20 protein-coding genes are annotated in these 23,711 nt (G+C 70.9%); 8 read left to right on the plus strand and 12 right to left on the minus strand.

Features of this window, described 5'->3' with window-relative positions:
* Positions 1–213: 213 nt before the first annotated feature.
* The 3 genes from BM085_RS05130 to BM085_RS05140 are packed head-to-tail and all read left to right on the plus strand — an operon-like array spanning position 214 to position 2,472.
* On the plus strand, positions 214–1,179 hold the full coding sequence (locus tag BM085_RS05130; RefSeq protein ID WP_093885874.1) for an ABC transporter substrate-binding protein: 966 nt from the start codon (positions 214–216) through the stop codon (positions 1,177–1,179).
* A 49-nt stretch (positions 1,180–1,228) separates the two neighbouring features.
* Positions 1,229–1,999 carry an ABC transporter permease gene (locus BM085_RS05135; RefSeq protein ID WP_093885875.1) on the plus strand — a complete coding sequence of 257 codons (771 nt, stop codon included), beginning with the start codon at positions 1,229–1,231 and terminating at the stop codon, positions 1,997–1,999.
* Positions 1,996–2,472 carry an ABC transporter permease gene (locus BM085_RS05140; RefSeq protein WP_093885876.1) on the plus strand — a complete coding sequence of 159 codons (477 nt, stop codon included), beginning with the start codon at positions 1,996–1,998 and terminating at the stop codon, positions 2,470–2,472. The genes BM085_RS05135 and BM085_RS05140 overlap by 4 nt, the downstream gene beginning before the upstream one ends.
* A gap of 110 nt (positions 2,473–2,582) precedes the next feature.
* Here BM085_RS05140 and BM085_RS05145 read toward each other — a convergent pair whose 3' ends face one another.
* The 6 genes from BM085_RS05145 to BM085_RS05170 all read right to left on the minus strand — a co-directional run bounded on the left by BM085_RS05145 (position 2,583) and on the right by BM085_RS05170 (position 9,750).
* Positions 2,583–3,122, minus strand: coding sequence for a GTP-binding protein (locus tag BM085_RS05145; protein ID WP_012888545.1), 540 nt, complete (start codon positions 3,120–3,122; stop codon positions 2,583–2,585).
* A 7-nt stretch (positions 3,123–3,129) separates the two neighbouring features.
* A complete protein-coding gene (locus BM085_RS05150) occupies positions 3,130–3,411 on the minus strand; it encodes a DUF742 domain-containing protein (RefSeq protein WP_031158898.1) in 282 nt (93 codons plus the stop codon).
* 129 nt (positions 3,412–3,540) lie between these two features.
* Positions 3,541–3,963 (minus strand): roadblock/LC7 domain-containing protein, encoded by a 423-nt coding sequence (locus BM085_RS05155; RefSeq protein WP_012888544.1) that lies wholly within the window; start codon positions 3,961–3,963, stop codon positions 3,541–3,543.
* Entirely contained in the window at positions 3,960–6,842 is a 2,883-nt protein-coding gene (locus tag BM085_RS05160) for a nitrate- and nitrite sensing domain-containing protein (RefSeq protein ID WP_218158618.1), read from the minus strand. The genes BM085_RS05155 and BM085_RS05160 overlap by 4 nt, the downstream gene beginning before the upstream one ends.
* A gap of 195 nt (positions 6,843–7,037) precedes the next feature.
* Positions 7,038–8,444: an aminobutyraldehyde dehydrogenase gene (locus tag BM085_RS05165; protein WP_093885879.1), complete on the minus strand. Its 1,407-nt coding sequence runs from the start codon at positions 8,442–8,444 to the stop codon at positions 7,038–7,040.
* A 34-nt stretch (positions 8,445–8,478) separates the two neighbouring features.
* Positions 8,479–9,750: a glycosyltransferase gene (locus BM085_RS05170; RefSeq protein WP_093885880.1), complete on the minus strand. Its 1,272-nt coding sequence runs from the start codon at positions 9,748–9,750 to the stop codon at positions 8,479–8,481.
* Positions 9,751–9,876: 126 nt separating this feature from the next.
* Between BM085_RS05170 and BM085_RS05175 the strand changes: the two genes are divergently transcribed.
* Complete coding sequence (locus BM085_RS05175; protein WP_093885881.1) at positions 9,877–10,485, plus strand: TetR/AcrR family transcriptional regulator; 609 nt, start codon at positions 9,877–9,879, stop codon at positions 10,483–10,485.
* On the opposite strand, the gene BM085_RS47330 is transcribed toward BM085_RS05175, so the two are convergent.
* From BM085_RS47330 to BM085_RS05195, 4 genes are read right to left on the minus strand one after another with little or no spacing between them, the layout of a single operon-like run.
* The gene (locus BM085_RS47330) at positions 10,479–11,936 is read right to left on the minus strand and encodes an ATP-binding cassette domain-containing protein (protein ID WP_093885882.1); all 1,458 of its coding nucleotides are present in this window, start codon (positions 11,934–11,936) and stop codon (positions 10,479–10,481) included. The two genes, BM085_RS05175 and BM085_RS47330, sit on opposite strands and share 7 nt — an antisense overlap.
* Complete coding sequence (locus BM085_RS05185) at positions 11,936–12,709, minus strand: ABC transporter permease (RefSeq protein ID WP_093886145.1); 774 nt, start codon at positions 12,707–12,709, stop codon at positions 11,936–11,938. Before BM085_RS05185 ends, BM085_RS47330 begins: the two co-directional genes overlap by 1 nt.
* Complete coding sequence (locus tag BM085_RS05190; RefSeq protein WP_218158619.1) at positions 12,702–13,577, minus strand: ABC transporter permease; 876 nt, start codon at positions 13,575–13,577, stop codon at positions 12,702–12,704. The genes BM085_RS05185 and BM085_RS05190 overlap by 8 nt, the downstream gene beginning before the upstream one ends.
* Positions 13,574–14,701, minus strand: a complete 1,128-nt coding sequence (locus BM085_RS05195) for a polyamine ABC transporter substrate-binding protein (RefSeq protein ID WP_093885884.1) — start codon at positions 14,699–14,701, stop codon at positions 13,574–13,576. The genes BM085_RS05190 and BM085_RS05195 overlap by 4 nt, the downstream gene beginning before the upstream one ends.
* Positions 14,702–14,844: 143 nt before the next feature.
* On the opposite strand from BM085_RS05195, the gene BM085_RS05200 reads away from it, so the two are divergent.
* Both BM085_RS05200 and BM085_RS05205 read left to right on the plus strand, forming a co-directional pair.
* Positions 14,845–15,999, plus strand: a complete 1,155-nt coding sequence (locus tag BM085_RS05200; protein ID WP_143120812.1) for an aminoglycoside phosphotransferase — start codon at positions 14,845–14,847, stop codon at positions 15,997–15,999.
* Between the two features lie 115 nt (positions 16,000–16,114).
* Positions 16,115–17,083 carry an SIS domain-containing protein gene (locus BM085_RS05205; protein WP_093885886.1) on the plus strand — a complete coding sequence of 323 codons (969 nt, stop codon included), beginning with the start codon at positions 16,115–16,117 and terminating at the stop codon, positions 17,081–17,083.
* Positions 17,084–17,128: 45 nt separating this feature from the next.
* Here BM085_RS05205 and BM085_RS05210 read toward each other — a convergent pair whose 3' ends face one another.
* Together BM085_RS05210 and BM085_RS05215 are read right to left on the minus strand one after the other, a co-directional pair.
* Complete coding sequence (locus BM085_RS05210; protein WP_218158633.1) at positions 17,129–17,452, minus strand: DUF742 domain-containing protein; 324 nt, start codon at positions 17,450–17,452, stop codon at positions 17,129–17,131.
* A 150-nt stretch (positions 17,453–17,602) separates the two neighbouring features.
* Positions 17,603–20,302, minus strand: coding sequence for a sensor histidine kinase (locus tag BM085_RS05215; RefSeq protein WP_245789134.1), 2,700 nt, complete (start codon positions 20,300–20,302; stop codon positions 17,603–17,605).
* 374 nt (positions 20,303–20,676) lie between these two features.
* On the opposite strand from BM085_RS05215, the gene BM085_RS05220 reads away from it, so the two are divergent.
* Together BM085_RS05220 and BM085_RS05225 are read left to right on the plus strand one after the other, a co-directional pair.
* Complete coding sequence (locus BM085_RS05220) at positions 20,677–21,756, plus strand: quaternary amine ABC transporter ATP-binding protein (protein WP_093885889.1); 1,080 nt, start codon at positions 20,677–20,679, stop codon at positions 21,754–21,756.
* Positions 21,753–23,699, plus strand: coding sequence for an ABC transporter permease (locus BM085_RS05225; protein ID WP_093885890.1), 1,947 nt, complete (start codon positions 21,753–21,755; stop codon positions 23,697–23,699). Before BM085_RS05220 ends, BM085_RS05225 begins: the two co-directional genes overlap by 4 nt.
* Positions 23,700–23,711: the final 12 nt, after the last annotated feature.

Genomic DNA, 23,711 nt, shown 5'->3' on the forward strand with positions numbered 1-23,711 from the left:
TCAAGATCATAACTCGTGAATTTATGTCTCGTCTTAATGGTTTATTTCGGACGCTTTTCCTCTGGCGCACCCCGATGCAATCCCATGGCCGAGCGGAATTCCCTCCACTAGAGTCGCTGTCGCTTCAAAGGCCGCCGGGACGGATGACTTATCAGCCGCACCGGCCGTTCCGATTACGCGCATGAAATTCGGAATCCACTCGAAGGAGAGTTCATGGGAGTCAGACGTGCCTGCCTGGCCGGGCTGGTGGCCGCGCTGGCGCTCAGCGCGTGCGGGGCCGGGGACGGCGCCGCCGCCCGCCCCTCGGCCGGTGGGCCGGAGAAGACGGAGATCACCGTCGGCGTGGTGCCCGTCCCCTCGGCGGCGCCGCTGTTCATCGCGATCGAGAAGGGCTTCTTCAAGGAGGAGGGGCTGACCGTCCGGACGGAGACCATCCAGGCGCCCCAGGCCGTCATGCCGAAGATCCTCAACGGTGGCATCGACACCTTCCTGACCAGCTACGTCTCCCTGATCGCCATCCAGGACTCCGGGGTGGCCAAGCTCAAGATGCTGGTGGAGTCCCAGCAGGGCGCGCCGGGCGTCAACGGCGTGCTGGTCACCGGCGACTCGCCGCTGCGGGAGATCGGCGACCTCAAGGGCAAGAAGATCGCGGTGAACGTGGTCAAGGCGCTGGGCGAGGTGGCCACCAGCGCCCATCTGAGAGCCGCCGGGCTCAGCCCCGCGGACGTGAGCTTCGTGCCGGTGCCCTTCGCCGAGCAGCTCGCGGCGCTGCGCGCGGGCCGGGTCGACGCGGCCTGGACGACCGAGCCCTACATCTCGGCCGCCAAGAAGGACCTGTCGGCCCGCGTGCTGGTGGACACCCTCACCGGCCCCACCGAGGGACTGCCCCTGGACGGCTGGGCGGCCGGCGCCGACTGGACGGCCAGGAACCCGAAGACCGCCGCCGCCTTCCAGCGCGCCCTGGGCAGGGCCCAGAAACTGGCCGCCGCCGACCGGTCCGAGGTCGACAGGGTGATCCCGTCCTTCACCAAGATCCCGGCCGACGTGGCGGCCACGATGACCCTGGCCACGTTCAGCACCTCCCTCGACGCCGCCCGGATCCAGCGGGTGGCCGACCTGATGTCGGAGTCCGGGCTGACCAGGACCAGGATCGACGCCACCGCCCTCGTGGCGGGGTGACGGCCCGCATCCGGATGACGAGCCGCCCGCCCTCTCAGGGGCCTGACCGGTGAGCCCGCGCGAGGCCCGCCGCGGCGTCGCCGGCGTCGCGGTGTGCCTGGCCGTCCTGGAGACGCTCGGCCGCACCGGGCTGATCGACCCGCTGCTGCTGCCGCTCGCCTCCACCGTGGTGGCCGGGGCGGCCCGGCTGGCGATCGACCCGGACTTCCTGGCCGACGCGGGCCACACCCTCCTGGCCTGCGGCTGCGGGCTGCTGATCGCCGTGGCGGTCGCCGTACCGGCCGGGCTGCTGCTGGGCACGGTGCCCGCGGTGGAGAGCGCGCTGCGCCCGCTGATCGAGTTCCTCCGGCCGATCCCGTCGGTGGCGCTGATCCCGCTCGCCCTGTTCCTGTTCACCGACGGCACCCAGGCCAAGGTCGCGCTCATCGTGTTCGCCGCGTCCTGGCCGCTGCTGATCAACACGATGTACGGCCTGCGGGAGGTGGACCCGGTGGCCAAGGACACCCTGCGGAGCTTCGGATTCGGCCCGCTGGCCGTCGTGGTCCGGGTCTCGCTGCCCAGCGCGGCCCCGTTCGTCGTCACCGGCGTGCGGATCTCCGCCTCGGTCGCCCTGATCGTGGCGGTGAGCGTGGAACTGGTCGCGGGCGGCGCCGGGATCGGCGCCTTCCTCGGCGACGCGGCGGCCGGCAACCAGCGGGACGCGATGCTCGCCGCCGTGGTGTGGACCGGTGCCATCGGCCTGACCGTCAACACCCTGCTGGTCGCGGCCGAGCACCGGCTGTTCGGCTGGCGTCACGCCGGGGCCGGGGAGGTCCGGTGAGAGGCCTGCCGGCCCGGTGGTGGAGCGTGCCCGTCGCGCTCGCGGGCTGGGAACCGCTGACCCGGTGGGCCCGGGCGGTCTACTTCCCGCCGCCCTCGGTGATCGCGGCCCGGCTGCACGAGATGTGGTTCTCCGGACCGGCCACCCGCCTCTTCCTGACCGACGACGCGCTCGGCGACGTGCTGCCCAGCCTGGGCCGGCGGCTGCTGCTGGTCGTCCTCCCGGCCGCGGCCCCGAAGATATTCGCGGGCCTGCGGCTCAGCGTCTCGCTCGCCCTGATCATGATGATCGTCTCGGAGCTGGTCGGCAGCACCGAGGGCATCGGCTACCGGATGCTGGTCGCCCAGAGCGAGCTGGACATCCCGTCGATGTGGGCGGCGATCACCCTGATCGGGCTGCTCGGCTACGGCCTGAACACGGTGTTCCTCCGGGTGGAGCGGCGCGTGCTCGCCTGGCACCCGGCCGGCACCTGACCCGCCGGCCTCCCGTGGGGCCTTGCCGGGGCCGCGCCCCGGCGGAGGCGTCGAGGACGGTGACCATGGCGTGGGTCTCACCTGTCGAGGACGAGACCCACGCCATGACCTCAGACCCGGAGGGTGAGGACGTGCTCGACCAACGTGATCAAGGTCGACTTCACGGCGTCACGGGACCGGGCGTCGGTCCGGACGACGGGGATGTGCGGGGAGATCGTCAGAGCCTCCCGCACCTCCTCCTCACCGTGGATGTGCGATCCGCCGAAGCCGTTGAGGGCCACGACGAAGGGCAGTCCGGCCTCCTCGAAATAGTCGATCGCCGGGAAGCTGTCGGCCAGCCGCCGGGTGTCGACCAGCACGATCGCACCGATCGCGCCCTTCACGAGGTCGTCCCACATGAACCAGAACCGGTGCTGACCCGGCGTACCGAACAGGTACAGGATCAGGTCCCGGTCCAGCGAAACCCGGCCGAAGTCCATGGCCACCGTGGTGGTCCGCTTGGTCGGGATGTGCGAGAGGTCGTCGACCTCCGCACTGGCCTCTGTCATCACCGCTTCCGTGGTCAGCGGCATGATCTCGGAGACCGCGCCGACGAAGGTCGTCTTGCCGACACCGAATCCTCCGGCGACAACGATCTTCGTCGACGTCATTCCGGCGTCAGAGCCTGCGAAGCCCACTGAGCACCCTTTCAAGCAAGTTGAGATCCGGCTTTCCGGCATCCAGTGACGGCTGGTGGATCTGCACCAGGCCCTCGGCCGCCATGTCCGCGATCAGGACCCGGGTCACGCCCAGCGGCATGCGCAGCAGGGCTGAGAGCTCCGCCACCGAACGCACTTGCTGGGACAACGAGATGATCGCCTGATACTCCGTAGAGAGCGTGCCCGTATCCACGCTCACGAATGTCGCCGAGGAGACCAGCGCCTCGAGTGCGAGCTGCATCCGAGGGGCGGTCCTTCCCCCAGTCACAGCGTACGGGCGAATCAGACGATCTCGCCCGCTCTTGGCCTGAGACGTGTTCGGGGGATCCTCCCCCGGCCCACGCCAACCTGGTGCGTCCATATCACCTCCCTATCGCTGAGCCGACTGCAGCTCGGCCCGGAGCGCAGGCGTGAGCGCCTGTCCGGCACGCTCAGCCAGCAGTGTCATCTGGTAGGCCACCAGGCCCATGTCGCAGTCCGGCGAGGCCAGTACGGCGAGCGCGGAACCGTCGCTGATCGACATCGTCAGCAGAAGGCCCCGTTGCATCTCGATCACGGTCTGGGCGACGGGACCACCCTCGAAGACCCGGGAGGCCCCCTGGGTCAAGCTGATCAGACCGGCCGTGATCGCGGCGAGCTGGTCGGCGCGGTCCTTCGGGAAGCCCTGCGAGTAGGCCAGTGGAAGGCCGTCCGCGGAGACGATCACCGCGTGGGCGACTCCGGGCATCTCCTTGACGAACTCGGTGATCAGCCAATTGAAGCCGCGGGCGGCCTGACTGAGTTGGTGGTTCACTGCTTCTCTCCCTCGACGGCGTTGGACCGCTCGCTCATCTCAGCGCGGCCCTGCCGTACGCCTTGCTGGAAACTGGACAGACGACTGCGCACCCGCTCCGCCGAGATCGGGGGCATCGGGGGTGGCGGCGTCGCCGGCGCCGCGGAGGCGGATCCGGGGACGAGGTTCGCCTTGGGCACCCGCTTGGGCAGACCGGCTCCGGTCGTGCCCCCCTCCACGGGCTTCTTGGCCACCTCGGCGGCGGCCCAGCCCTGGTCGGCGGGAGTGCTCCACGGCTGCCTCTCGGCGGGAGGCTGGCTCTGCCGGGGCTGGCGCACCGGCAGCGGCTCGGCCTCCTGCGCCGGCTGGAGCGGCTGGAGCGGCTGCTCCAGCGGCCGGGGTCGGGGCCGGACCGGGAGCTCGGGCTCGGGCTCGAACGGGGACTCGGCCTCGGCCTCGGGCTCGGGCGCGGAACTGCTGCGGAACCAGTCGGATCCCACCGCCGCGAAGATCGGCAGGAACTCCTCCGGCTCCGGCTCCGTCGCCGACACCTCGACCACGGGCAGGTTCTGGGTGTTGTCCGCCATGTCCTGCCGCGGGTCCTGCCGCGGGTCCTGCCGCGGCGGCGTCCACGGGTCGACCGGCGGCGGCTCCGGCCAGGACGACGGGAACGACGGCTGCGCGGCCGGGACGGGCGGCGCGGCGGGGGGCGGCGACGAGGCCGAGGTGAACGGCGACGACCACAGGTCCTCCACCGCGGAGGCGGACACCACCGGCGCCGACCAGAGGTCGGCCGCAGCCGGAGGCGGCGGGGCGGAGAAGTTCGGGGCCGAGGGCGGCCCGCCGGCGGCTCCCCGCCCGGGGGCGAGGCCGAACGGGTTCGGGTTCGGCCCGGCCCCGAACGGGTCCGGGTTCGACATGCTGCCGAACGACGGCTGGGGCGTACCCTGCCCGGCCATGGCCAGCTCCGGCAGCGCGGACTGGGCCACCACCTGCACGGGGAGCAGGACGACGGCGCTCAGGCCGCCGGTCTCCGGGCGGCGGAGCTGGACCCGGATGCCGTGGCGCATGGCCAGGCGGCCGACCACGAACAGGCCCATCCGGCGGGAGACCGACAGGTCCACCGCGGGGGGCTCGGCCAGCCGGCGGTTGGCCTCGGCCAGTTCCTCGTCGCTCATGCCGATGCCGGCGTCGGTGACCGCCAGGATGATGGCGCCCGTCTCGTTGCCGTTGCTGCTCACCGTGATCTTGGTGTCCTGCGGCGAGAAGAAGATGGCGTTCTCGACCAGCTCGGCGATCAGGTGGACGATGTCGTTGACGGCCGAACCGATGATCGAGGTGCCGGACTCCACACGGAGGGACACCCGCTCGTAGTTCTCGACCTCCGACAGCGAGGCGCGGACGACGTCGCTCAGCGGGACCGGCTCACTCCACCGGCGGCTCTGCTCCTGACCGGCGAGGACCAGGAGGTTCTCGGAGTTGCGGCGCATGCGGGTGGCCAGGTGGTCCAGCTTGAAGAGGCTGGCCAGCCGGCTGTCGTCCTGCTCGCCCTGCTCCAGGTCGTCGATGAGGTCGATCTGGCGTTCCACGAGCGACTGGGTGCGCCGGGAGAGGTTGACGAACATCGCGTTGACGTTGTTCCGCAGCCGGGCCTCGTCGCCCGCCAGCCGGATGGCCTCGCGGTGGACCTCGTCGAAGGCCCGCGCCACTTCCCCGATCTCGTCTCGGGAGACCACTCCGATGGAGGGCACCTCGACGTTGGGGGCCAGGTCTCCGGACTCCCGCAGCACGCGGACGGTCTCGGGCAGCCGGGTGTCGGCCACTTCGAGCGCCTCGCTGCGCAGCCTGCGCAGCGGGCGGACCAGCGTGCCGGCCACCCAGGCGGTGATCAGCAGGATCAGGATCAGCAGGACGAGGATCGCGGCGCCGGAGATGATGGCGCTGCGCTGCTCGTTGCTCTCCATCTCCCGGCTGCGGGCGACGACCGCGGCGGACAGGCTGCGCTCGACGGTCCGCATGCCGTCCACCGTCGCGCTGGAGGAGCCGAACCAGCTCTCGATCTCGGCGCGCCACGTTCTGAGGTCGTCCCTCATGAAGGGCAGCGACTTGGACTCGCGCATCCGGGACATGACGAGGGCGCGCGTGGCGTCGGCCCGGTCGATCTTCTGACCGCTGAGCGAGTCGTGGTAGCTCTTGATGGCGCTCGAAGAGGCGGTCGCCTGGAAGGCGGCCACCTCGCTGAGCTGGCTCTGGTAGGCGCCCAGATACTCGGCGGGGTCGTCGAAGTCGAACTTCCGCTCCACCAGGCCGACGAGCAGGATGCCTCGCTGCTTGGCGACCTGTTCCTTGGCCCGGGTCAGCGCGCCCAGCGCGAGCGCGTCACCGATCAGGCGCTCGTCGCCGCCGCTGCGGCCGAGGTCGTCGTGGAGGGTGATGAAGTCGCTGATCATCCGCGAGTAGGCGATGCGGGCCGCACGCGGGAACACGTCCTGCTCCATGGGCCTGCGCAGACCGCGCAGTCCCTTCAGCCAGCGGCTCACCTGGGAGGTCTCGGCGAGAACCCGGGACGCCTGCCCCCTGTCGAGGCTCTCGATCGACTTCTGCACCCGCGCGCTGGCCTGGTCGACCACTTCACGCTGCTGCTTGACCTTGGCGAACCGCTGCTGCTTGGACTTGGGCAACCGGAAACGGCTGCGGCTGTCGGCGATGTACCAGGCGGTGAGGTCGCGCTCCTCGGCCATCTCGTGGGAGAGGGTGCCGAGCTGCTCGACGAGCGAGGCGACCTCGGTCATCTTGCGGTACTCCCCGGCGCTGGCCAGCGAGCTGGTGAGCTGGAGCCCGGACAGCACCACGGCTGCCGCGGTGGGGAGCAGGATCAGTGCGACCAGACGGGGGCGCACGCGCCAGTTCGACGGCAGGAGTCGGCTACCCACCCCTGACGCACGGTGGCTCCGGCGGTCTTGTGTCATCACTGGCCTACGTAACCCCTCGCCGGGTGCGGATGCGGCGAAAGCAATTTGAGCACATCCTTTATGTCACTTCGAATGGAGTAAGTGTCGACAAATCCCCGCAAAAGGGATATACGCCCCAGAATTTCAGGCCGGCCGGAAGGAATCTCTGGCCTCGGGAGCCTGGTGTTTGATCATCAGATGGCGCGTCACGGAGTACTCCTGGACGGCCTCCTGGCTCATGTCCTTGCCGAAGCCGCTCCCCTTGACCCCGCCGTGCGGCGCCTCGGAGGCGATCGGCAGGTGGTCGTTGACCCAGGTCACGCCCACGTCGAGGCGGTGCGAGACGCGCAGCGCCCTGGCCACGTCACTGGACCAGACCGAGGAGGCCAGGCCGTAGGGAGTGTCGTTGGCCAGCCGTACCGCCTCGTCCTCGCCGTCGAACGGCAGCGCCACCAGCACCGGCCCGAAAAGCTCACCCTGAACGATCTCGCTGTCCTGGCGGGCGCCGGCGATCAGCGTCGGCGGGTAGTAGAACCCGGGGCCGTCGAGCGGGGCACCGCCGCAGAGCACCGAGGCGCCCGAGGCGGCGGCACGCTCGACGAAGCCGTGCACGCGGTTCCGGTGCGCCGCGGAGATCAGCGGGCCGATGTCGGTCGCCTCGTCCCAGGGGTCACCCGCCTTGATCTGCTCCAGCGTCGCGTGGAGCGCCTCGACGGCCTCGCCGTACACCTCGCGGGAGATGTAGACGCGGGTCGCGGCCGTGCAGTCCTGGCCGGTGTTGTAGGTCGCGCCCATGGCCACACCCCTGGCCATCTCGGCCAAGTCCGCGTCGCCGAAGACCAGCGCCGGAGCCTTGCCGCCGAGCTCCAGGTGGACCCGCTTCAGCGAGCCGGCGGCCCCGCGCATGACGGCACGGCCGGTCTCGGTGGAGCCGGTGACGCTCACCATGTCCACGCCTGGGTCGGTGACCAGGGCCTCGCCCACCTCGGCGTCGCCCAGGACGACCTGGAGCAGCCCCTCGGGCGCCCCCGCCCCGGCGAACAGCTCAGCCAGCCGGAGCGTGGTGCCCGGCGTCTGCGGGGCGGGCTTGACGACCACCGCGTTACCAGCCGCGAGGGCGGGGCCGATCTTCCAGACGGCCATCACGAGCGGGAAGTTCCACGGCGCGATCGACCCGACGACGCCGACCGGGCGGCGGACCAGCACCGAGGTGTAGCCGGAGCTGAGCACCCCGGCCCCGGTGCCGTCCAGCGAGCGGGCCGCCCCGGCGAAGAACCGGAGGTTGTCGGCCGCGAACGGCAGCTCGCCGTCACGGAACACCGCGGCGGGCTTGCCGGTCTCGGCGACCTCCAGCCGGGTGAGCTCCTCGGCGTCGGCCTCGACGAGGTCGGCGAAGCGCAGCATCACCTTGGCCCGCTCGGCCGGGGTGGCCCTGCTCCACTCCTCGTAGGCCGCCCGCGCCCGCCGTACGGCGGCCGCCACCTCGGCGACCGGGGTGTCCGGCACGTCCCTGAGGAGTTCGCCGTCTGCCGGGTTGATCAACTTGCCCATGGAACTTCCCTTGTGATGGTGGTGCTGGGAGCCTTCAGGCGCCGGCCTGCTCGATCAGGTCGGCGGCCTTGCGCAGGCCGTCACGGCGGCGGATCTCCTCGCCGGCGGCGGCCAGGCGCTCACGGAGCCCCGCGTCGCCGAGCAGCCTGTCCAGCGCGCCGGTCAGCTCCTCGTCGGTGAAGGTGTAGGTGGCCAGGCGGACGCCGTAGCCGAGCTCGTGGATCCGCTGCGCGTTGTCGTACTGGTCCCAGAACAGGGGCAGCAGGATCATCGGCTTGCCGAAGTGCAGCGCCTCGGTGGTGGTGTTGTTGCCGCCGTGCGTGATCACCAGGTCCGCCATGGGGATGATCTTCGTCTGCGGGACGAACTCGGCTCCCCACATGTTGTCGGCGAGCTTGATCTCCTCGTGCAGCGGGCCCTTGGAGACGATGAAACGGTGCGGGGTGGTGCCGAGCACGTCGATGACCCGCTGCATCAGCGAGACGTCCGCCGAGCCGAGCGAGCCGAGCGAGAAGTAGACCAGCGCGCCGTCCCGGTCGGCCAGCGACGCGGGCAGCTCGAAGCCGCCGTCGGTCTCGCGGACCGAGGAGTCCAGGCGGTGCCAGGAGTCGCCCAGCGGCCGGGCGTCGACGTAGTCGGCGATCTCCGGGAAGACGTAGAGGTTCAGGTCGCCCTCGTGGATGAAGTCCAGCTCGGGCAGCGGCCGGGCGCCCTGGGCGACGACCCACTCGTTGAAGGCGGTCCAGATCTCGCGGTGGGTCCGGTCGTACTCGGCGCGGAAGGCGTCCCACTCGGACCGGTCGTCGGCGGGCAGGCCGGAGAAGACCGGGGCGACACCCTCGCCGCGCACCTCCAGCGGGTTGCAGGAGACGATGCGGACGAACGGCTTGCCGGCCGTGAGCAGCGCCGGGAAGGTGATGACATTGTCCTCGACGATCACATCCGGCTGAACACGCTCGATAATCGCCTTCAGCTGAGGCTCGCAGTACTTCGCGCCGTCGATGAGCGCGTCCCAGATCGGCTTGGTCACCGTCTCGAGCTGAGCCGAGGTCGACTTACGGTATTCCGGCGCGGTGTCCCGGATGAAGTCCTTCCAGAACTGTCCCGGGTCCTGCTCCTCTTCGGCCGGCGGCGCGAGATCCACCAAGTCCTCTTCGAATCCGAGCGCCTCCAATTTTCCCTTCCAGGAGGCTTCAGCTGCGAAGACGACCCGGTGGCCGCGCTTGCGGAGAATGTCACCGACGCCGATGCAGTTGTTCGTCGGCCCGTAGGCGCTCTCCGGCATGAACAGGATCGTGAGAGACATCATGCCTCCAAGTGAGAGGGAATTCTGGCGTTGAAGAATGGTTCAATTCTTAGATCTAGCTAAAGCGCCGGAAAGCGGTCACTATGGACCCCGGCACAGAGCGTGGTTTTCGACGAGCGGGGAATTATGACGCGCAAGAGGCGGGCGGATCGTCGCCTGGATCTCATCGCAGCCGCACACCGGGCGATCATCCGGCACGGCACCGAGGGAGTGCACCTCAACCACGTCGCCGAGGAGGCCGGTCTGACCTCCGGGGCCGTGCTCTACCACTACCCCAACCTGAGCGAGCTGCTGGTGGACGCCCACCACGCCGGGATGGAACGTTTCTACGAGCAGCGTCTCAAGCGGATCAGCGGCATGCGCGACCCCGCCGAGAAGCTCGTCGTGACCATCCGCTCGGGCCTGCCGCACGGGCCGGACGACCCGGACGTGCGGCTGCTCAACGAACTCGGCGGCGCCGCCGCCCGCAACAGGATGTACGCCCTCCTGCTCACCACGCTCTACGACCGCCAGGTCTCCATGTACCAGAGCGTCCTGGAGACCGGCTCCGCGCTGGGGACCTTCACGCTGTCCGGCGACTCCCTGCTCATCGCGCGCAACCTCGTCGCGCTTGAGGATGCGTACGGTTATCGCATAACGGCCCGCCACCCGGTGATCGGCCCGCAGGAGGCGGCGGAGCTGATCCTGACCTACGCCAGGACCGCCACGAACAACCCGCTCAAGACGTCTCATTGAGGGATCAGCACCCCGTCCTCGGGCGCCCAGGTGAGGGCGACCGAGGAGCCCGCCTGGACCTGGGTGGCGCCTTGCGTGGCCACCAGGACCGGCACCGGGCGTCCGGCCACGAGGACGGAGATGTGCGAGATGCCACCGTAGAAGCTGACGTCGGCGACCTCTCCCCGCAGCACCCCCTCCCCGGCCACCGGGTCCACGGCACCCGCCGCGTCCCCAGCGTCCTCGACGTCCTCAGCCTTCTCAGCGGCTACCGCGTCCTCGGCGCCCTCAGCGGCTACCGCGTCCTCAGCGTCCCCGCCATCCGCCGTACCCTCGACGTCCTCAGCCTTCTCAGCGGCTGTCACATCCTCAGCGCCCTCAACGTCCTCAGCGCCCTCAGCGGCTACCGCGTCCTCGGCGTCCCCGCCGTCCGCCGCGCTCTCTGAGGTCTCGGTCTCCGCCACGTCCTCGGCGACCTCGCCGCCCACCGCGCTCTCGGAACTTCCGGTGTCCTCGGTGTCCGCCTCGACCTCGGTGTCCGCCTCGACCTCGGTGCCCGCCTCCGCCTCGGCCGCCTCGGCTTCCTCGCCGGCGACGGCCGCGCTCTCCCCCTCCGCCGGCCCGTGGCCGAGGCTGATCAGCCTCAGCCGCTCAGGCCGTACGGCGAGCAGCGCGGACGTGCCCTCTTCCAGGTCGGACAGGCCGGGCAGGACGCCGAGGCCGTCGCTGGACAGACCGTCCGCGCACGCCTTGCCCTCGAAGAGGTTGTTGGCGCCCACGAAGTCGGCCACGAACGGCGTGCGCGGCCGCTCGTACAGCGTCACCGGCGCGTCCACCTGCTCCACCTTGCCCGCGCTGAAGACCGCGATCCGGTCGGCCAGCGACATGGCCTCCTCCTGGTCGTGGGTGACCACGACGAAGGTGATGCCGACCTCGTTCTGGAGCCGCTTGAGCTCCAGCTGCATCTCCGCGCGCACCTTCTTGTCCAGCGCGGACAGCGGCTCGTCCAGCAGCAGCAGGCGCGGCCGCTTCACGATCGCACGGGCCAGCGCGACGCGCTGCCGCTGGCCGCCGGAGAGCTGCTGCGGCTTGCGCTTGGCCATCGCGGCCAGACCGACCTTCTCCAGGACCTCCTCGACCCGCTCGCGGATCTCGGCCTTGGGCAGCTTCTCCCGCTCCAGGCCGTAGGCGACGTTCTTCGCCACGGTCATGTGCGGGAACAGCGCGTAGGACTGGAACATGAGGTTGACCGGGCGGCGGTGCGCCGCCTGGCCGAGCAGGTCCTCCCCGTCGAGCGTGACGGTGCCCGAGTCGGGGGCCTCGAACCCGGCCAGGATCCGCAGAAGGGTGGTCTTGCCGCAGCCGCTGGGGCCCAGCAGCGCGAAGAACTCCCCCTGCCGGATCTCCAGGGAGATCTCCGACAGCGCCGTGACGTCGCCGAACCGGCGGCTGACACCTGTGATCTGCAGCATTAGGACAGCGACTCCGTCAGTCGGGTCATCCGCTGGGCCACGATCACCACGGTGAAGCTCACGGCCAGCAGTAGTGTCGCCAGCGCGTTGATCTCCGGGGTGACCCCGAAGCGGACCATTGAGTAAATGACGATGGGCAGGGTGGGCGTGGTCGGGGCCGCCGTGAAGAAGGCGATCACGAACTCGTCGATGGAGAGCGTGAACGCCAGCATGGCGCCCGCCGCGATACCCGGCATGAGCTGGGGCAGCGTGACACGGAGGAACGTGGTGAGGGGGGTCGCGCCGAGGTCCCTGGACGCCTCCTCCAGGGAGGTGTCGCTGTGGGTGAGCCGGGTGCGGACCACCGCGGTCACGAAGGCCATGCCGAACACCGTGTGCGCCAGCAGCACCGAATGGAGGCCGAGGGTCATCTTGACCATGGCGTAGAACACCAGCAGGCCGATGGCCAGCACCAGGTCCGGCAGTACGGCCGGCAGCACGCCGAGCCCGTCCAGCAGCCGCGACTTGGTGTGGCGGGCCAGGCCCACCGCCAGCAGGGTGCCGAGCATGGTGGCCAGCGCCGTGGATCCGGCGGCCACGATCAGCGTGTTGACCAGGCCCTCCGCGACGGTGGCGTTCCCCGCCAGCTTGCCGTACCACTTCAGGCTGAGGCCGTCGAAGGAGTAGGGCGACTTGCCGGCGTTGAACGACATGACGACGAGCACCACGATGGGTGTGTACAGGAATACGTAGGTCGCCCAGAAGGGGACGTACAGCAGGCGTGGTTTACGCACGGCGGGCACTCCATGCCTGCAGGAGCAGCAGGACGATCAGTACGGCGAGCAGCGCCAGGGTGAGGGCGGAGCCGAACGGCCAGTCACGCGCCTTGAGGAACTGGTCCCTGATCAGGTTGCCGACCATGATCGAGCGTCCGCCGCCGAGCAGCTCGGGGATGACGAAGTTGCCGAAGCTCGGCACGAAGACGAACATGCATCCGGTGACGACGCCCGGCAGGGTCAGCGGCAGCGTCACCGAGGCGAACGTGCGGGCGGGTCTGGCGCCGAGATTGGCCGAGGCCTCGCGGAGCTGCGGGTCCAGCTTCTCGATCGCCGCGTACAGCGGGAGCACCATGAGCGGCAGGTAGGAGTAGACCAGGCCGGTGACGATCGTGCCCTGGTTGTAGAGGAACTCGAACGGCCCCAGGCCGAGCTTGCCCAGAACCGTGTTGACCAGCCCGGGGCCGCTGAGTAGAACGATCCAGGCGTAGATGCGGATCAGGAAGTTCGTCCAGAAGGGCATCACGATCGCGATCAGCGCGATCGTCTTCCACCTCGCGGGGAGCTGGGCGATCAGGTAGGCCGTGGGGTAGCCGACCAGCAGGGCGATCAGCGTGGCGGCCGTGGCCAGCTTCAGCGAGTCGAGCACGACGTCGAGGTAGATGGGGTCGAGCAGCCGGGTGAAGTTCTCCCCGGTCAGCTCGTAGACGACACCGCCGAACCGTCCCCTGCGGAAGAACGCGTAGCTGATGATCAGCGCCAGCGGGATCAGCATGAGCGCGATCAGGTAGGCCAGGCCGGGACTGAGGAAGGCCAGCCGTCCGAGCACACGCGACCGGCGCGACCGCTGTTTCGCGGTCGCGCCGGAGACGGTAGAGCTTGTCACTTCGCGGCCTGAACCTCGGTGGCCAGGCGGGTGAACTTGGTGGAGTCCTCACCGAGGTCGATGATCGACTCGCCCTCGAGCAGCTGCGCCGGGCTCATCTGGAGCGGCTTGTTCTTCTCCTTGAGGTCCGCGGGGAGGGCGTCCATGGCGGCCTTGTTGGGGACCTTGTAGAGGATGTTCTGCGCGGCCCAGCCGTGGATCTCCGGGTCCAGGATGAAGTTGACGAACGCGTGCGCGGCTTCCTTGTTCTTGGAGGACTTCAGCACGACCATCGTGTCCACCCAGAGGTCGCTGCCCTCCTTCGGCACCACGAACTCGATGTTCTTCTCGCTGGTCGGGCACCAGCCGTCCCACGCCTCGACCATCACGGCCTCACCGCTGACGAGGCGCTTGCCGAAGTCGACGTCGTCGTAGCGGAGCAGGTTGGGCTTGGCCTCGATCAGCTTCGCCTTGATCTTGGCCAGATCCTCGTCGCTCTTGGTGTTGACCGACAGGCCGAGCGCCTTGACGGCGGGCAGGGCCAGCCAGCGCTCGGTGGTCATCATGGTGACCTTCTTCTTCGCATCGGCCGGCGGGTTGAGGATGTCGTTCCAGCTCGTCGGCGCCGTCTTCACCAGGTCGGTGCGGTAGCAGATGCCGGTGGTGCCCCAGGTGTAGGGGACGGAGAAGACGTTGCCCTTGTCGTAGGAGAGCTCCTTGGCCTCGGGGTAGAGGTTGGCCAGGTTGGGGATGAGCTCGGGGTGGAGCGGCTCCAGCAGCCCGGCCTCGTTGAGGGCCTGGGCGTACTGGCCGGAGACGAAGGCGACGTCGAGGCCGGTGTCGGCCCCGGTGGTCAGCTTGCCCATGATGATCTCGTTGGTGTCGTGCAGGGTGACCTTGAGCTCGGTCTTGAGTTTGTCCTTTACCCTCTTGGGCAGGTCTTCAGGGGTGTAACCCGGCCAGACCGAAATGGTGAGGCTCTGCTTGGACAGGTCCATGTTCGGGTCGAGCTGGGCGGACGAGGCGCTCGCGGCGGGCGCGGCGGCGGTGTCCGTGGACCCTCCGCCACAGGCCGAGACGGCGAGAGCGAGACCGGCGACCAAGGCGGCGGCCGGAAGACGACGGGTGTACCGGGCACGGGACACGACCGCTACTCCTTCAAATTTCAAGTGTAATTAGGGTAGACCGGCCGTTACGGACACGGCAGACCGAAACAGGAGTGTTGCAGCCAAGAATAACTTGGGCAAGACTTTGCCGGACATCACCCCTGGGAAGTTTGGTCTGTTTGTTGAATCCACCTTCAATATGGGATCGGCTCGACACCGTGCCGCACGCCGGCGACGGACGGACCGGCGAGTTCCTCGCTGCCCTGAACTGCGAGGTCTCCAGCCCGTTCACGGTCCGCCGGTTCCACCCGCTGCCAGACCCGTCGGCTCCCGGTTTTTCAATCGACGTTCAACTGTTACCGGCTGACAGCGCTCCCACGGCCACCGAACGCGGCTTCGACGTGGACCAGACCAACCACTCGGTCGTCGTCGGCGAGAGCGTGGTCGTCAAGTGGCTCACCCCACCGGCGCCGCTCCCCCAGCCGACCCCGGACATGTTCGCCCACCTGACCTCGGTCGGCTTCACCGCGACCGCCACGCCGTACGCGGCCGTCTCCCGCCGCGGGGACGACGGCGTCGAACTGCTGCTCGCCCTGGTCACCGCCTACCTTCCCGACGCCAGGGACGGCTGGGAGTGGTGCGTGGACGAGGCCGTCTCCGGCGGCACGGAGTTCGCCGCCGACCTGGGCGTCCTGGCCGCCGACCTGCACGCCGCGATGGCCACCCCGTCCGCGACCTTCCCCGACCCCGTACGGCGGGCGCCCGCCCCGAAGACGGGGGCGACCGCCTGGTCCGTCCGCGCCGGAGCGGCCCTGGAGGAGGCGCTCGCGCTGACCGGCGGCGAGGACGGCGACTGGCTGGCCGCGCACGCCGACGCGCTCCGCGCCGAGCTGGCCCCCCTGGCCTGGGCGGACGCCACCCCGGTGATCCGCATCCACGGCGACCTGCACGTGGGCCAGACGCTCCGCTGGCGGGACGGCTACGCGGTGATCGACTTCGACGGCAATCCGACGGTCACCGGCGGCGACCCCTTCCAGCCCGCCGCCCGCGACCTCGCCCAGCTCATCACCAGCCTGGAGCACGTCGGCCAGGTCGCCGTCAAACGCCGCGACGCCCACCCCCTCGTGATCGCCGCGTGGGCCGTCGCCGCCCGCGAGGCGCTGGAGTCCGCCTACCTCGCCCGCCTCGCCGAACACGGCCACACCGACCTGCTGGACCGTTCCCTGCTGCGCCCCTTCGAGATCGAGCAGGAGTGCAGGGAGCTCATCTACGCCGCCCGCCACCTGCCCCGCTGGCGCTACGCCCCCATGGGCGTCCTACGGTCCTGGTACCGATAGACAGGCCCCCTCCGGCAGCCGTGACCGCACCGGACATCGGGTCCGGACCCGATGTCCGGCCCCCGTGCCGGCCGGCGGAACCCGGGCGCCGGCCGACTGACCCCAAGGAGAAAAAGTGAACCCCGAGCTGTACCTCGCCGATCTGGAGGCCAAGCCCGCCGCGCTGGCCGATCTGGCGAGCGCCCTGGAGACCGGCGACCCGTTCGAGGGGCTCCCGACCGGGATCCGGCGGGTGCTCTTCCTCGGCATGGGCAGCTCCCGGTACGCCGCCGGGGTCGCCGCGCTGCGCCTGCGGTCCGTGGGCGTCGACGCGGTCGCCGAATACGCCTCGGCCTCCGTCTCCTACCCGGCCACCCCGGACACCCTGGTCGTCGCGGTCTCGGCCACCGGCGGCAGCAGGGAGACCCTCGACGCGGTCGCCCGCTACCGCGGCCGGTCGCCCGTCCTGGCGATGACCAACAGGCCGGGCTCGGCGATCACCGAGGGCGCCGACCTGGTGGTGCCGATGGTCGCGGGCGAGGAGCGCGGCGGCGTGTCCTGCCGGACCTTCCAGCACACCCTCGGCCTGCTCCTGGCCCTGCAGAACCACCTCACCGGCGCGTCCGGCGCCGGGGCGGATGTGCCCGGCCTGCTCCGCCGTACGGCCGAGGCCACCGCCGACCTGCTGGATCGCCGGGGCCGGTGGCTGGACCCGGCGATGACCCTGCTCGACGGCCCGGCCGGGGTCTACACGATCGCCCCGGCCGAGCGGCTGTCCTCGGCCGAGCAGTCGGCCCTGATGTTCCGGGAGGGCCCCCGCCGCGCCGCCGACGCCTGCGAGACCGGCGACTGGTCCCACGTGGACGTCTACCTCACCAAGACCCTCGACTACCGCGCCGTCATGTTCCCCGGCTCCCGCTACGACGACCAGGCCATGGACTGGATCCGCCGGCGCGGCTCCACCGTGCTCACCGTCGGCGGCGAACTGCCGGACGCCAGGGCCTCCGTCCGCTACCTCCACGACGACGACGCCGACGTCGCCCTGCTCACCGAGACCCTGGTGGCGGAGCTGGTCGCCGCCCACTGGTGGCTGGCCCAGCGCTGACCCCGCCCCCTCCCGGAGCCCGTACGGCCGCCGGCCGCGCCGCGGTCACAGGCGGTGCAGCCCGCTGAGGACGCGTTCCAGCAGGTGCAGGCCGGGGCCGTCCTGGTCGATCTGCGGGTGGTGGACGCGGACCAGTCCCTCGGCCTCCATGTCCGAGACCAGGACGCGGGCCACGCCGAGGGGGACACCGAGGAGGGCGGAGATCTCGGCGACGGACCGGATCTGGCGGCAGAGATCGCTGATGACCCGGTATTCGCGGATGTAGGACAGGCCGAGCTGGGCGGAGGTCGCGGAGGAGACCAGGGCCTCCATGGCGAGCTGGGTGCGCGGAGCGGTCCGGCCGCCGGTGACGGCGTACATCCGGACCAGCGAGCTCTCCTCCTCGGGCGGTTCACCGTACGGCGAGCCGTCGTACCCGGGAGGTTCCCCCTGCGGCCCCCCGTACCCGGAGGGCTCGTCCCACGACGGGCCGTACCCGTCTCCCGGCCCCTGTGCGCTCCGGTATCCGTCCCGCACGGCTCAGCTCTCCCGCTTCGGGAGTTCGTTGCGGGCCTTGCGCACGCCCCGCTGGAAACTCGACATCCGGCTGCGGACCCGCTCCGCCGAGATGGGGACCGCCGGCTGCGGCGGCCGGAGCGGGCCGGGGGCCGGGTTCACCGAGCCGGGCACCAGATTGGCCTTGGGAGTCCGTTTGGGCAGGCCCGAGGTGGTCGTCCCGCCGAGCGCGGGCACGCTGGCGGCCTGGGCGGCCTGCCAGCCGGTGTCGGCGGGGGACGACCAGACCGCGGGCTCGGCGGGCTCGGTGGCCTCGGTGGCCTCGGCGGGGTCGGTGGGGTCGGTGGCCTCGGCGGGGCCGGGCTCGCCGGGCTGTCCGGCCCCGTCGGCGGGAGCGGGGGTGACGATGCGGAACCAGCCCGACTCCACCGAGGCGAAGATCGGCAGGAAGTCCTCCTCCGGATCCAGGGCCGAGGTCTCCACCCTGGGCAGCGACCCGGTGGCGTCGGCCTCCGGCGGGGCCGGAGGACCTCCGGGCGGGCCGGACGGCGGTTGGAGGGACCGGCCCTCGGGTGCGGGACGCGAGCGCGCGGGTGGGCTCCACACGTTCGGCCCGGTCGCCCATCGGGCCCTGGCCTGCGACGGCACGGCCACCGCGTCCGGTGCGACGGGCGCCGCCAGCAAGGGGGTCGCGGGCGCCCCGGTCCCCGCGGGGGCGGGCATCGCGGGCTGGAGCGGCACGGCCTGCTGGGGCGAGGCGGGCGGAGGCGAGGCGGGCAGGGAGGCCAGGAGTGCCTCCGGGAGGAGGACCATGGAGGTCAGGCCGGTGTCCTGGGGGCGGAGCTGGACGCGGATGCCGTGTTTGAGCGCGAGGCGGCCGACCACGAACAGGCCCATGCGGCGGGCGACCGAGGCGTCGGCGGCCTGGGGGTTGGCCAGGCGCCAGTTCGCCTGGGAGAGCTCCTCGTGCATCATGCCGATGCCCTGGTCGGTCACCGAGACCATCACGCCGCCTCCGTCGATCCGGCTGCTGGAGACCACGACCCTGCTGTCCTTCGGCGAGAACGAGACCGCGTTCTCCACCAGCTCGGCGAGCAGGTGCACCACGTCGCTCACCGCCGGGCCCGCCACGGCGACCTCGGACTGGACCCGGACCGTCACCCGGTCGTAGTTCTCCACCTCCGACAGCGAGGCCCGGACGACGTCCATCAGCTCCACCGGCTGCCGCCAGCGCCGCGCCACCTCCTGCCCGGCGAGGACGAGCAGGTTCTCGCTGTTGCGGCGCATGCGGGTGGCGAGGTGGTCGAGCTTGAACAGGTCGGCCAGGCGCTGGTCGTCGCGCTCGCCGCGTTCCAGCCGCTCGACCAGGGTGAGCTGGCGTTCCACGAGCGTCTGGCTCCGGCGGGAGAGGTTGACGAACATCGCGTTGACCGTGTTGCGCAGCTTGGCCTCCTCACCCGCCAGCCGTACGGCCTCCCGGTGGACCTCGTCGAACGCCCGAGCGACCTCGCCGATCTCGTCGCGGGACATGACCCCGATCGGCGGCACCTCGGCGAGGATCTCGCCGTCGCGGGACTCGCGGACCTGCTGGACGTATGCGGGCAGCCGCTCTCCGGCGACCCGCAGCGCCTCCCGGCGCAGCCGCCGCAACGGCCTGACCAGCGAGCGCGCCACCCCGGTAGTGATCAGCAGCACCACCAGCAGGAGGCCGGCGACCGATCCGGCGACCAGCAGGGCGCGGCTCTGCTCGGCGTCGCCGAGCTCCTGGCTGCGGGTGACGATGTCCTGGGCGTGACGCTGCTCGACGTCACGCATCCGGTCGATCGTGACCGTCACCGCGTCGTACCACTGCCCGGCGTCGTCCGCCTCGGCCAGATCCAGGCCCTTGAGCGAGGCCCCCGAGGCCGCGCGGAGCAGGACCAGCTCCCGCAGGAACTCGGCCCGGTCGGCGGTCCGGCCGTTGACGGTCTCGTCGAAGAGGCGGCGCCGCTCGCTTCCGGCCTCGGCGGCGAAGGTCCTGCGTTCGTTGCGTTCGGAGGAGAGCGCGCCGAGGAACCTCTCCATCTGCTCCTGCTCGAACCGGCCCGCGACCAGTACCACCGCCAGCAGGGCCCGCTGGAGCGAGGCGGCCTCCTTGGCGCGGGCGAGCGCGTCCAGGGTCAGCGCCTGGCCGAACAGCACGTCGTCGGCAATGCCCTTGCCGAGCTCGTCGTGGAGGGAGAGCAGGTCGGCGATCACCAGGGAGTAGGCGTCGATGGCGGCGTCGGGCAGCAGCGTCGACTTCAGCGCCTGCTCCCGCAGCGGCCCGAGGTCGTCCAGCCGGGTGATCACGGTGTCGACCTCGTCCCTGGTCCGGCCGGTGACCGCCTCGCGCAGCAGGGTGCCGCTGTCGCGGACGTGCGTCACCGCGGCGTCCACCGCGTTCATCCGGGCGCGTACGGCCTCCGCCTCGCGCTCCGGGCGGCCGAGGGCGATGAACCAGGCCGTGCGGTCGCGCTCCTCGGCCAGCTCGTGGGTGAGCGCGCCGATGCGGTCCGACAGCCTGGCCAGGTCGTTGACCTGCTGGTAGTCGGCGGCGGCACGCATGGAGGCGAAGACCTGGACTCCGCCGAGCAGCACCGCCGCGGCGGTGGGGACCAGGATGAGCGCGACCAGCCTGGAGCGCACCCGCCAGTTCCGCAGGCGCAACCCGCTCCCCGCACCCTGGATGTTGTGTGTACTCACCGAACGCTGCCTCTCGGTGGACGAACCCGCTGGCCGAATTTCCCTTGGTTCCCGGTAATTCGAGCACATCTCGACCTATGGGGCCAATCGAACACAGCTCCACAAATGATTACTTATGAGGCAGGAGGGATGGAATCTGGAGCTCCATTTGCAGGCTGGAATCCCTATTACGGACACCCAAATACTCTTATTAAGTATTTCTCGTGCCTATATGGCCGTTTGCACCGTTCCAGAATGGCGAGCAGGCGATAACGCGGCAGAAGTGCGACGACCCCAAAAAGATCACATGATTGTGATTCGTGATATTTCCCCCATATCTTGACTCCTTACGTCCGTAGCCCCCCGAATCCGGGCGTCGAGTTTTGGAGGAGACAGTGGCCCCATCCGACGGTGCCGCGATCGAGGTCCGTGGGCTGTGGAAGATCTTCGGCCCCCGGGCGGAGCGCGTTCTCGGCGGCCCCGACGCGCTGCTCGACCCGGTCGCGCTCCGGGACAGGACAGGCTGCGTCGCCGCCGTCAGGGACGTCGGCTTCTCGGTACGGCCCGGCGAGGTGTTCGTCGTGATGGGCCTGTCCGGGAGCGGCAAGTCCACCCTGGTCCGCTGCCTGACCCGGCTGATCGAGCCGACCGCCGGGGAGATCTCGATCGCCGGCCAGGACGTGCGGGCCGCCTCCCCCGCCCAGCTCAGGGACCTGCGCAGGCACCGGGTCAGCATGGTCTTCCAGCACTTCGGCCTCCTGCCGCACCGCAGGGTCCTCGACAACGTGGCCTACGGGCTGGAGGTCCAGGGCGTGCCCCGGGCGCGACGGCACCGGCGGGCCCGGGAGATCCTCTCCCTGGTCGGCCTGGAGGGCTCCGACGACGCCCGCCCCGACCAGCTCTCCGGCGGCATGCAGCAGCGCGTCGGCCTGGCCCGGGCACTGGCCGCAGACCCCGAGGTGCTCCTGTTCGACGAGCCGTTCAGCGCGCTGGATCCGCTGATCCGCCGGGACATGCAGGCGGAGGTCGTCCGCCTGCACCGCGAGGTCGGCAAGACCATGCTGTTCATCACCCACGACCTGTCCGAGGCGCTCAAGCTCGGCGAGCGCATCGCGATCATGCGGGCGGGCTCGATCGTCCAGCTCGGCACCGCGGAGGAGCTGGTCGGCGCCCCCGCCGACGACTACGTGGCCGACTTCGTCAGGGACGTGCCCAGGAGCGAGGTGCTCTCGCTGCGCTGGATCTGCCGCCCCCCGCTGCGGGAGGACCACCTCGACGGTCCCGTGCTCGCGGCGTCCACCGTCATCCGCGACGCGGTGCCGGCCGCCATGGAGTCGGCCCGGCCGATCCGCGTCGTGCGGGACGGGGAGCTGATCGGCGTGGTCGACCGCCTCGACATCCTCGGAGCCATGGCCGGCGGCCCGGCGCCGGCCGTACCGGGATCCCGCCGGCCGGCGGCCGGAGCCGGCGCGTGACCTCGCCGCCCGCCGCGCTCTCCCCTGCCCGGGCGGCCCCGCCCGCCCGCCGCTCCCGGAGGCCGCTGCCGCCCTGGCTGGCGCCGCTCACCGGCGCGGCCGTGGCCGTGGCCGCCTATCTGCTCTTCCGGGGCACCGCGCCGCTGCCCCACGACGACGACGCCGCGCAGTTCGGGGCGGTCAACGACGTGCGGGACTGGGTGGACGCCAACCGCAACGAGAGCCCGGTCTTCCTGTTCTTCGTCAACTACGTGCGACTGGCCGTCGGCGGGCTCCACGACGCCCTCCACCTGGTGCTGGACGGCCTCGGCTGGGTGGGGCTGATCGGGGTCGCGGGCGCGCTGGGCCGGCTGGCGGGCGGCCGCCGGACCGCGCTGGTCGCCATGCTGGGAACCGGCTCGTTCGGGGTGCTGGGGCTGTGGGAGGCGAGCGTCGACACGCTCGCGCTCGTGCTCGCGGCGGTCCTGCTCTCACTGCTGATCGGCCTGCCGCTGGGCGTGGCCGCGGGTCGTTCGGTACGGCTGCGCCGCCTGCTCACCCCGGTCCTCGACGTCATGCAGATCATGCCGACGTTCGCCTACCTGGCGCCGATGGTGCTGTTCTTCCAGATCGGGCCCGCGTCCGCCGCGATCACCACGATGATCTACGCGATCCCTCCGGCGATCAGGATCACCGCGCTGGCCGTCGAGCAGGTCTCCCCGGCCGCCGTCGAGGCCTCCACCTCGCTCGGCGCCACCCGCCGGCAGACGCTGCGCAAGGTGCACCTCCCGATGGCGCGCGCCACGATCGCGCTGGCGATCAACCAGACCGTCATGATGGCGCTGTCCATGGTGGTGATCGCGGCGCTGATCGCCGCGCCGGGGCTGGGCTCGGACATCATCCGCGGGCTCTCCCGGGCCGACGTGGGCGTCATGCTCCCGGCGGGCATCGCCATCGTGGTGATGGCCGTCGTGCTGGACCGGATCACCATGGCCGCCGCGACGCGCGGGCCGGTGCCGCCCGGCGTCTCCTCCGCCTGGCTCCGGCTCGCCGCCCCGGCGGTGATCCTCCTGGTCGCCGGGATCGCGGCCCGCCTCCTGCCCGCCGAGTTCCCCCGGGAGTGGGTGCTCCGCTTCGCCGGACCGGTGAACGAGGCCGTGAACTGGGCCAAGTTCTCCTGGTACGGCGCCACCGAGGCGATCAGGAACGGCGTCACCGAAGCCCTCCTCAACCCCCTGCAGACCGTGCTCACCACCGCCCCCTGGTGGCTGGTCGCGGCGGTCGTGCTCGCGGCCGGATGGCGGGCCGCGGGGGCGCGTCCCGCGGCCGTCGCGGTGGGCTGCCTGCTCGCCACGGCCCTGCTCGGGCTCTGGCAGCACACCATGGAGACGCTCACCACCGTGCTGGCCGGGGTGGTGCCGGCCCTGGCCGCCGGGCTCGCGCTCGGCATCGCGGCGGCCCGCTCCCCCCGGTTCGCCGCCGTGCAACGCCCGCTGCTCGACACCGCGCAGACCATGCCCGCCTTCGTCTACCTGCTGCCCGCGCTGGCGCTGTTCGGCGCGACCCGGTTCACCGCGATCTTCGCCTCGGTGATCTACGCGGTGCCGCCGGTCGTCCGGCTGGTGGAGGACGGGATCAGAAACGTGTCCCCGGTCGCCGTGGAGGCCGCGCGCTCCTGCGGCTCCACCGACCGGCAGCTGCTGTGGAAGGTGCGGCTGCCGATGGCCCGCCGGGCGATCCTGCTCGCCGCCAACCAGGGAATCGTCATGACGCTCGCCATGGTCGTGGTCGGCGGCCTGGTCGGCGCGGGCGGCCTGGGCTACGACGTCGTCTCCGGATTCTCCCAGCGCACCGACTTCGGCATGGGCTTCGCGGCCGGGGTCGCCACGGTGCTGCTGGGGATCATGCTCGACCGGATCACGCAGGGCGCCGATGGGCGCCCTTCCCCCCGAAAGTCCCCCTAAAGAAGAGGATCG

It is taken from the genome of Streptosporangium canum, from assembly GCF_900113865.1.
Taxonomy (GTDB): Bacteria; Actinomycetota; Actinomycetes; order Streptosporangiales; family Streptosporangiaceae; genus Streptosporangium; species Streptosporangium canum.

Excerpts from the sequence above, each read along its gene's own strand:
- BM085_RS05150 (WP_031158898.1), bottom strand. The coding sequence starts at position 3,411 with ATGCAGCTCGCACTCGAGGCGCTGGTCTCCTCGGCGACATTCGTGAGC.
- BM085_RS47330 (WP_093885882.1), bottom strand. The coding sequence starts at position 11,936 with ATGCTGCAGATCACAGGTGTCAGCCGCCGGTTCGGCGACGTCACGGCG.
- BM085_RS05145 (WP_012888545.1), bottom strand. The coding sequence starts at position 3,122 with ATGACGTCGACGAAGATCGTTGTCGCCGGAGGATTCGGTGTCGGCAAG.
- BM085_RS05175 (WP_093885881.1), top strand. The coding sequence starts at position 9,877 with ATGACGCGCAAGAGGCGGGCGGATCGTCGCCTGGATCTCATCGCAGCC.
- BM085_RS05130 (WP_093885874.1), top strand. The coding sequence starts at position 214 with ATGGGAGTCAGACGTGCCTGCCTGGCCGGGCTGGTGGCCGCGCTGGCG.
- BM085_RS05170 (WP_093885880.1), bottom strand. The coding sequence starts at position 9,750 with ATGTCTCTCACGATCCTGTTCATGCCGGAGAGCGCCTACGGGCCGACG.
- BM085_RS05165 (WP_093885879.1), bottom strand. The coding sequence starts at position 8,444 with ATGGGCAAGTTGATCAACCCGGCAGACGGCGAACTCCTCAGGGACGTG.